Raw genomic sequence first — 8766 nt, forward strand, 5'->3', positions numbered from 1 at the left:
ATTTGCTTGACAACTTTTGCGGCACTCGACATGATGCTTTACACGTTTGTCGAGTTCAGTTGAGCCCCGCCAGGACCCCGTTTATCGGCGCGTCCTTCCGCCTATTGCGCCCGCGAGGCCTATGCCCAGGCCGGTAGCTGCGCGCTTGCAACGAGACACACCATGACGAAACTCTGTGCCAATCTCACGATGCTGTTCGGCGAACTGGATTTTCTCGACCGTTTCGAGGCCGCCTCGAACGCGGGCTTCAAGGCCATCGAATTCCTCTTCCCCTACGCCTATGAAAAGGCGCAGCTTGCCGACCTGCTAGGCAAACATGGCTTGACGCAGGTGTTGCACAATCTTCCCGCGGGCGATTGGGCCAAGGGAGAGCGCGGCATTGCCTGTCTGCCGGATCGGGTCGGCGAGTTCCAGGAAGGCGTCGGTACGGCGATCGACTATGCCCACGCGCTCGGCTGCAAGCAACTCAACGTGCTCGCGGGCATTGCGCCTTCCGACGTCGCGGCCGACCAGGTCCGCAGCACGCTGGTCGCCAATCTGAAATTCGCGGCCACGCAACTGGCCGCCGCTGGTATCCGTCTGCTGATCGAGCCCATCAACACTTATGACATCCCCGGCTTCTATGTCACCGGCACTCAGCAGACGCTCGAGTTGATCGACGCCTGCGGTAGCGACAATGCCTACCTGCAATACGACATCTATCACATGCAGCGGATGGAAGGCGAACTCGCCGCGACGATCCAGAAGCACCTGCCACGCATCGCGCACATCCAGCTTGCTGACAACCCCGGCCGCAACGAACCCGGCACCGGCGAGATCAACTATCCGTTCCTGTTCGCGCATCTGGAGCGGATCGGCTATGACGGCTGGGTGGGCTGCGAGTACAAGCCCGCCTCGACTACCACCGCTGGCTTGGGGTGGGCCGCGAGCTATCTTCAACCGTCAGCGTAACCACGGCGTAACCCGAGACAAGGATCCACAGCATGAGCAAGATCGGTTTTATCGGACTGGGCATCATGGGTACACCGATGGCCTTGAACCTGCAAAAGGGTGGCCATCAAGTATTCGCCTCCACCCGTCGCACGGTGCCCGACGAACTCGTAGCCGCCGGCGCGACCGCTTGCGAACACGCGAAGGCCGTAGCGCAGGCAGCGGACATCATCGTCACGATGGTGCCCGACACGCCCAATGTGGCGGCAGTGCTATTCGGCGAAAATGGCGTCGCCGAAGGCCTGACGCCTGGCAAGCTGGTCATCGACATGAGTTCGATCTCGCCACTTGAAACCCGCGTATTCGCCGAACGAATCAACGCACTTGGCTGCGACTATCTCGACGCGCCGGTGTCGGGCGGCGAAGTCGGTGCGAAGGCTGCCACGCTCACGATCATGGTAGGCGGCCCGCGAACGGCGTTCGAACGCGCCAAACCCCTATTCGAACTGATGGGCCGCAACATTACGCTGGTGGGCGTCAACGGCGACGGTCAGACCGCCAAGGTGGCGAACCAGATCATCGTCGCGCTAAACATCGAAGCCGTCGGCGAAGCATTGCTGTTTGCCGCGCGGGCCGGCGCCGATCCCGCCAAGGTTCGTGAAGCGCTGATGGGCGGTTTCGCTTCGTCGCGCGTGCTCGACGTGCACGGCGAACGCATGATCAAGCGCACGTTCGAACCCGGCTTTCGCATCGAACTGCATCAGAAGGACCTGAATCTAGCGCTTGATTGCGCGCGCACCCTCGGCATGGCTTTGCCCAACACGGCGAGCACACAACAACTGTTCAGCGCGTGCGTCGCCCAGGGCGGCCGTGCATGGGACCATTCGGCGATTGTCCGTGCACTCGAAGTAATGGCGAATTTCTCCCCGGAACAGCAAGGCGACTGATTGACAGTCCCTCTTGCGAACCCCTTCCCATAAGGACACAACTCGTGAAAAAAATTGCCCTGAGCGGCGCTGGAGGCCAGCTTGGCCGTGTCTTGCGTCAAGCCTTGCTTGAGCAAGGCGCTAATCTGCGTTCGGCGGCCGGCTCGCGCGCGTTGGAGCCAATCGTCGCCGGCGAAGATGTCATGCACGGCGACCTGCGCGATCCTGCGGTGGTCGACCGGCTGCTGACTGGTGTCGACGTGCTCATTCACATGGCGGGCACGAGCGTCGAGCGTCCGTTGCCCGAAATCATCGAGAACAATCTGCGTGGGCTCGTCGAGGTCTATGAAGGCGCACGACGCCACGGTGTACGCCGCGTGATCTTCGCCAGTTCCAACCATGCGATCGGCATGCATCCTGTCGAGGACAAGCTGACGCTCGACTGCGACTTCCGTCCCGACGGCTTCTATGGCCTCAGCAAGGTCTGGGGCGAAGCGCTCGCCCGGCTGTACTGGGACAAGCACGGCGTTGAGAGCGTGTGTATCCGCATTGGCAGTTGCGTCGCGGAACCCACCGAATTCCGCCACCTGAGTACGTGGCTCGGATTCACCGATCTGCTGCATTTGATCGATCAGTCGATCAACGTGCCGGATATCGGCTATCAGGTGGTCTGGGGTGTCTCCAACAACGCCCGCAGCTACTGGGACAACTCCGGCGCCGCGCGGCTCGGTTATCAGCCTCGTCAGAACGCCGAAGACTACGCTGGGCAGATTCTTGCCAAACCTAATCCGCTCAATACCACCGCCCAGCAATATCAAGGCGGCAGCTTCGCCAGCTTCGATTTCACACCGCCAGAGCGCAGAAACCAGAGGCGCTAGCACGCAGCTCCACTCAACGTTGGGAGACGCCATGAAGTTGCCAGAAAACCGCTTCAAACGCGCGCTCGCCGCAGGCGAGCAACAAATCGGCCTGTGGTCGAACCTCGCGAGCCACGGCGCGGTTGAACTCCTCGCAGGCGCAGGGTTCGACTGGCTGCTGCTCGATATGGAACACGCTCCCAACGAGTTGCCGATGGTGCACTGCCAGCTCCAGGCGGCGATGGGCTCGGACACGCATCCCGTAGTACGGCCGCCATGGAACGATATGGTGACGATCAAGCGTCTACTCGATGTCGGCGCGCAGACCCTGCTGATTCCCTACGTGGAATCAGCAGAAGAAGCACGCAACGCCGTCGCCTATACGCGCTATCCGCCCGAAGGTGTACGCGGTTATGCCTCAGCCGCCCGCGCCTCAGGATTCGGCCGCATCACGGACTATCCGAAGCAATGCGCGAACGAGTTGTGCCTGCTGGTGCAAATCGAGAGCCGGCTTGGTCTCGACAATCTTGAGAAAATCGCGGCGGTTGACGGCGTAGATGGCGTGTTCGTCGGTCCCGGCGATCTGTCCGCGGCGCTTGGCCATGCCGGCGAAATCAAACACCCTGACGTGCAGGCGGCCATCGAAAATGCGATCCAGCGCATCGTCGCAACCGGCAAACCCGCAGGAATCCTGATCGGTGACGAAACGCTGGCACGCCGCTATATCCAGCTCGGTTGTACGTTCACCGCGGTTGGCTCGGATGTAGGGATTCTCGGGCGCGGCGCGGAGCAATTGGCGGCGCGCTTCAAGTCCGCTGCCTGAAGCCGCTTCGCAACCGCAGCAGCTTCCTCGACGAGCGCCACGTTATTCTGCGTGACGTTGAGCATGCTGTCTCCGCAGTGTCTTAGCCAAAAAAGAGCCCGCACAAGCGGGCTCTTCATTTCACTCAGTGTGTTCCCGCAAAATCAAAACACCGGATGGCCGTTGATCACACTCGGCAGCCAGGTTGAAAACATCGGGACATAAGTGACGATATTGATCGCGCTGAAGATGGCCATGTAATACGGCCACGCGATCTTCGTCGTTTCCCCAATCGAAACCTCGCCGATCGCGCAACCGATGAACTGAACGGATCCGATCGGAGGATGCACCAGCCCCAGCGAGCAGTTCAGCAGAATCATGATGCCGAACTGCACTGGGCCGACACCATAGTGCATGGCCATTGGCAAGAACAGCGGCGTCGTAATCAGGATGTGCGCCGCCATATCGACAAAGGTGCCAAGAAACACCTGGAGCACGTTGATATAGAGCAGCATCAACCAGGGGATGGTCGTCGCATGTTCGAGCATATGCTGGATCGCATCGGGAATTTCCAGGTAAGCCATCTGAAAACGCAGCATGTTCGACACGCCGATCAACAGCAGGACCACGCCGGTCGTCCGGGTGGCGCGCGCGAGCGCCACACCGAGCTTCTTGAGCGTCATCGTCCGGTACACGACGAAGGTCAGCACCAGCGAATACGCCACCGCAATCGCCGCGGCCTCGGTCGCGGTTGCAATCCCCTTGGCCACACAGGTCAGAATGATGAGAATGACCATCAGCCCCGGCACTGCACCCACGAATGTCTTCGCCACCATCAGCCAGCCCGGAAATTTCGGCAGTTCAGTGGAGCCGTCGGCGCGGCGCGGGAACTTGTAACGAACCGCTTGCCAGTATGCGGCGAGCAGCACGAAGCCCATCACCCACAGCACCGGAATGAGGCCGGAAAACAGCAAATCACCAATCGAAACGCCGCTTATCGACTGCCCCGCCACGATCCCCGTAATACCCTGCGCAGCAAGCGCGTAGATGATCATATTGGTGGACGTCGGCATCAGGGCGCCTGCGAGCGAGGCATGCGTCGTCACATTCACTGCATAGGCCGCGCTATACCCTTCGCGCTTCATCAATGGAATGACCACGCCGCCCATCGCCGAGGTATCGGCGGTCGGCGATCCCGACACGCCGCCGAACATCGTACAGGCGACGACATTGGCCATGCCGAGGCCGCCACGGAAATGCCCAACCGTGGCCTGCGCAAAGCGCAGAATGCGGTCGGCGATGCCGCCGTGCAGCATCAGCTCGCCCGACAGGATGAAGAACGGCACCGCGAGGAACGAAAATGCGTTGATGCCCGAGACCATCGACTGGATCGCGGTCGCCACCGGCAGACCTTCATGCAGATAGGTCAGGATGCAGGACAGCCCTAACGCGAACGAAACCGGAACCCCGAGAACGAGGAAGACCAGAAAACTGATAGTTAGAATCGCAAGTTCCATGATTGATCACGCCGGCTTCCGCGCGAAGAGCCCCAATAGATGTTCGATTGAAAAGAGGATGGTGCAAGCACTGGCGATGAACGGAATCGCGTAACGGACCGCTTCTGGCAAGCCCAGAATCGGAATCTGGTCATCGAACGTGGTGGTTCCCATGGTCCACGCCCCGAAACACACGGCGATCGAGAAGGCGACCACGCAGAGCTGCTGAAACACGGCCATGGCGACCTGCCCTTTGGGCGGCAATTTCTTGACCAGCGAATCGAGTCCGATATGCCCGCCATCACGCACTTTCAGGGCAGCACCGAAGAAGGCAATGACGAGGACCATCAAGAGGCCGATCGGTTCGACGAAGTCGGGAGCGTCATCGAAGATGTAGCGCATCACCACGCTATACATCACGAGCAGCGTCAATACAGCCAGGCAAATCGACGCCAGCACTGTCACCACACGGGCAATCGCCCGGACTGGGCGTTCCACGAAGTTCATCTATCTCATCCTCGTACATTGCAGTGCAGCCGCAAGCGCGCACGAGCAACGAATACACAGCGAATACACCGCGAACAAACAGCGGACCAGCAACCGGCCAAACAATGACAAGCGCCGGAAACCCGCGCGATTGCTCCGCAAGGATTTCCGGCAGCCTGATCTATGGAATGGCTTATTGGGTCGCCTGGATCTCGTTGACGATCTGCTTCATCTCTGGCGTCTTCTCATACTTTGCCCACACCGGCTGCATGGCCTTCACGAAGGCTGCACGATCGATCTGTGCGGGCGGCGTAATCGTTACGCCGGCCTTGGTGACGGTCTGCACGCCCTCAGCCTCGCGCGCGGTCCACAGTTTGACGTAGTAAGGCACCGAGTCAGTCGCGGCCTTGCGGATGGCCGTTTGCTCCTGCGGCGTCAGCGTGTCCCACACCTTCTTCGAGAACACCAGCACTTCCGGCGTCATGGAATGCTCAGTTTCGGAGAACTGGTTCGCCACTTCGTAATGCTTGGTTTCGACGTACGACGGAATGTTGTTCTCAGCAGCGTCGACCAGACCGGTCTTCAGGCCGGTATAGACTTCCGCGAACGGCATCGGCGTCGGCGTACCGCCCATTGCCTTGATTTCGTCAACCATCAGATCCGACGGTTGCACGCGCACCTTGAGCCCCTTCATGTCGGCGGGCGAATGAATGGCCTTCTTGGCATAAATCGAACGCGCACCGCTCTCGTAGAAAGTCAGCGCAATCATGCCCTTGGCAGCGAAGGCATTGAGAATCTTCTGCCCTTCCGGTCCGTACATGACCTTGCGGAACTGGTCGACGTCGCGAAACAGGAACGGCAGCGAGGGGATCATCGATTCAGGCACGATTTCGTTGAACGCCGCGGCGTTGGCACGCACCATGTCAATCGCGCCAACGCGAACCTGGTCAATCGTGTCGTTTTCCGAACCCAGCGCGCTATTGCTGAATACCTTGACGGTATCCTGGCCGTTGGTCGCCTTGGAGATCTCGTCGCCCATGAATTTCAGCGCCATGACGGTCGGGAAGGTGTCGCTATGCACGTCGGCAACGCGGAACACGTGCGCCTGCGCCGCGCTGGCAGCAAACGCGAGGAACGAAGCAGCAACCAGCATCCGCACACCGGACTGGGCGAAATTTCTTTTCATCGTGTGATCTCCTCAAGAATGATTCGTTAGGTGACTGTGTTCGCGGCGATTCGCGCCTTCCCGCATTCCCCGGATTCCCGGCATGGAACTTCTGCGGCGCAGTCGGCGGCTCATCTGACATGCCTGCTGAGCGACCCGCTCTACCCTCGAATGTGCACAGTCGGTACGGCCAATCCCCTGCTGGATTTACAACTTGTCATGTCGGACCATGTTGTAAGACAAGCTGGATTGTATAAACATCTTGCTGAGTTGCGGCCTAGGACATACCCGTAGGGCTTGTGAAATGGCGGTGGCGGCATCTAGCGCCACCACCGCTCACCCGCTACCGCATCAGAACTGGTGGTTGATACCCACGGTTGCCGCGAACTGGCTACGGCACGATGCAGCGGACTGCTCGCCGATGGCCGCCGTTGCAGTGACGACCTTGCCGCCGTTCAACGTCTGGCCGTTAGCGCGCTGGAATGCTTCCAGCACATAGATACGGGTACGCTTGGACAGGTTATACAGCTGGGTCAGGTTGACCTGCTGATAGCTGGCGGCGTCCTCGATGCCATTCGCCTCAGTGGCGCGGGTGTAGCTATAGCCGGCAGCCAGATCCCACGAAACGACTGGACGGTAGTGCAGCACAGCACCGCCCGTATTGAAGATCGCCGTCGACGCGAAGCCGGAATGCGGACCGGCGATGTACTGCACGTTTGAGTACGAGGCCGAGACATCCCATTGCGGGCTGAACTGGTAGCCGCCCGTCACAGCGAAGCGTTGTTGCGCTGCTGCGTTCTGGTAGCCGTTGGTAATGCTCGATTCACCTTGCTCACCGGTGCCCGAGTAGGCCGTGGAGCTCGAGCTCCACGCGCCGCCGCCGCTCGTCGCATTGTTAAAGCGCGCGAAGCCGACACCAATCCCAGCTGCGCCAGCCTGGTACTGCGCGCCCAAGCTCCAAGTCGAGCCGGCGTTGAAGCTGCCCGCCACACCACCGAGTGCGTACATGCCGCTCACCTTAAAGCCGCCATAGGTCGGCGACGTGTAGAGGAGCGAGTTGTTGATGCGATAGTCCGTATCGAGCGCGTCGAGGTCGCCCGGGTGAGCGCCGTATGCACCGGTCAGCCACGGGGTGGGGCCATAGTTCGCCAGCATGTTGTAGTACGGCGTGTACTGGCGGCCGACCGTGAAGGCGCCGTAGGTGGTATTGCTCAGGCCCACCCAGGAGGCGCGGCTGAACATCAGACCGGACTTGCTTTCTGCACCCGTGTCGGCGTTAAAACCTTCTTCGAGCTGGAAGATCGCCTTCGTGCCGGCGCCCAGATCCTCGCTACCCTTGAATCCGAAGCGTTCGCCGCCCCAGATCCCTTCGATCATCTTGAACACCGAGGCGCCGCCCTTGGTCGCGCCAGTCGAGGGCGCCTGGCTGCTCAGATAGCCAACACCCGTGTCGACAATCCCGTACAACGTCACGCTACTCTGCGCAAATGCCCCTCCCGTAGCGAGCATCGCGGCCATGCCGGCGACGGCAAGCCTGGCTTCTTTGTAAGTCTTCATCAGATCATCCTTTGTTGTCGTTGGAGTTATGTCGGCTCGTTATGCCGCACGAAATTTCCTGTCCGCCCTGCAGCGTCCAGTATTCGCTCTCGTTGTCACACATCCGCCCATACGTCGATCGGCAAGATATGTAGTCCTTATCGTATGATTCGCCGCCTGGTCTACTGCACGCGGCTTTGCTACTAAACAATTCTTCCTGTCGACTGCAATGCGACGCTAGCGCGGCGGCTCGAAGGACATCGCTTCGAACAGCCGCGCCGCGCGCTTAGTGAATCTCCGGCTCGCCGCTTTCGACCGTGCCGTCGCGCTGCAGGAAGTCGAAGTCGCAGCCCTTGTTCGCCTGCATCACGTGAACCTGGTGCATCGCGCCGTAGCCGCGCGTGAAGCGCGGTGCCGGCTCGACCCACGCCGCCTTGCGGCGCGCCAGTTCCTCATCGGACACCAGCACATTGAGCTTCCTCTGCGGCACGTCGAGTTCGATCATGTCGCCGTCCTGCACCAGCGCAAACGGCCCGCCAATGAATGACTCCGGCGCCACGTGCAGCAC

The 8766-nt window shown here is 60.4% G+C and carries 9 protein-coding genes; 4 read left to right on the forward strand and 5 right to left on the reverse strand.

The genetic code is table 11. From position 1 onward, the window contains the following. The first annotated feature begins 162 nt into the window (after positions 1-162). From hyi to WCA85_RS15110, 4 genes are read left to right on the forward strand one after another with little or no spacing between them, the layout of a single operon-like run. Complete coding sequence (gene hyi / locus WCA85_RS15095; protein ID WP_424065153.1) at positions 163-951, forward strand: hydroxypyruvate isomerase; 789 nt, start codon at positions 163-165, stop codon at positions 949-951. A gap of 32 nt (positions 952-983) precedes the next feature. After that, positions 984-1877 carry a 2-hydroxy-3-oxopropionate reductase gene (gene glxR, locus WCA85_RS15100; protein WP_424065155.1) on the forward strand — a complete coding sequence of 298 codons (894 nt, stop codon included), beginning with the start codon at positions 984-986 and terminating at the stop codon, positions 1875-1877. Between the two features lie 44 nt (positions 1878-1921). After that, entirely contained in the window at positions 1922-2734 is an 813-nt protein-coding gene (locus WCA85_RS15105) for an NAD-dependent epimerase/dehydratase family protein (protein ID WP_424065157.1), read from the forward strand. A gap of 31 nt (positions 2735-2765) precedes the next feature. Beyond that, on the forward strand, positions 2766-3536 hold the full coding sequence (locus tag WCA85_RS15110; protein WP_424065159.1) for an HpcH/HpaI aldolase family protein: 771 nt from the start codon (positions 2766-2768) through the stop codon (positions 3534-3536). 143 nt (positions 3537-3679) lie between these two features. Here WCA85_RS15110 and WCA85_RS15115 read toward each other — a convergent pair whose 3' ends face one another. From WCA85_RS15115 to WCA85_RS15135, 5 genes are all read right to left on the reverse strand, one after another. Further along, complete coding sequence (locus tag WCA85_RS15115; RefSeq protein ID WP_424065161.1) at positions 3680-5032, reverse strand: TRAP transporter large permease; 1353 nt, start codon at positions 5030-5032, stop codon at positions 3680-3682. Between the two features lie 6 nt (positions 5033-5038). Next, positions 5039-5518, reverse strand: coding sequence for a TRAP transporter small permease (locus WCA85_RS15120; RefSeq protein WP_424065163.1), 480 nt, complete (start codon positions 5516-5518; stop codon positions 5039-5041). Positions 5519-5690: 172 nt separating this feature from the next. After that, positions 5691-6683, reverse strand: coding sequence for a TRAP transporter substrate-binding protein (locus WCA85_RS15125; RefSeq protein ID WP_424065165.1), 993 nt, complete (start codon positions 6681-6683; stop codon positions 5691-5693). 330 nt (positions 6684-7013) lie between these two features. Then, complete coding sequence (locus WCA85_RS15130) at positions 7014-8219, reverse strand: porin (RefSeq protein WP_424065167.1); 1206 nt, start codon at positions 8217-8219, stop codon at positions 7014-7016. 265 nt (positions 8220-8484) lie between these two features. Then, the coding region (locus tag WCA85_RS15135) for a dihydroxy-acid dehydratase (RefSeq protein WP_424065169.1) at positions 8485-8766 on the reverse strand (282 nt) is incomplete at its 5' end.

It is taken from the genome of Paraburkholderia sp. (genome assembly GCF_049581445.1).
In the GTDB taxonomy this organism is placed as follows: Bacteria; Pseudomonadota; Gammaproteobacteria; order Burkholderiales; family Burkholderiaceae; genus Paraburkholderia.

Coding starts and splice junctions, on each gene's coding strand:
- hyi (WP_424065153.1), top strand. CDS start 163: ATGACGAAACTCTGTGCCAATCTCACGATGCTGTTCGGCGAACTGGAT.
- glxR (WP_424065155.1), top strand. CDS start 984: ATGAGCAAGATCGGTTTTATCGGACTGGGCATCATGGGTACACCGATG.
- WCA85_RS15110 (WP_424065159.1), top strand. CDS start 2,766: ATGAAGTTGCCAGAAAACCGCTTCAAACGCGCGCTCGCCGCAGGCGAG.
- WCA85_RS15115 (WP_424065161.1), bottom strand. CDS start 5,032: ATGGAACTTGCGATTCTAACTATCAGTTTTCTGGTCTTCCTCGTTCTC.
- WCA85_RS15120 (WP_424065163.1), bottom strand. CDS start 5,518: ATGAACTTCGTGGAACGCCCAGTCCGGGCGATTGCCCGTGTGGTGACA.
- WCA85_RS15125 (WP_424065165.1), bottom strand. CDS start 6,683: ATGAAAAGAAATTTCGCCCAGTCCGGTGTGCGGATGCTGGTTGCTGCT.
- WCA85_RS15130 (WP_424065167.1), bottom strand. CDS start 8,219: ATGAAGACTTACAAAGAAGCCAGGCTTGCCGTCGCCGGCATGGCCGCG.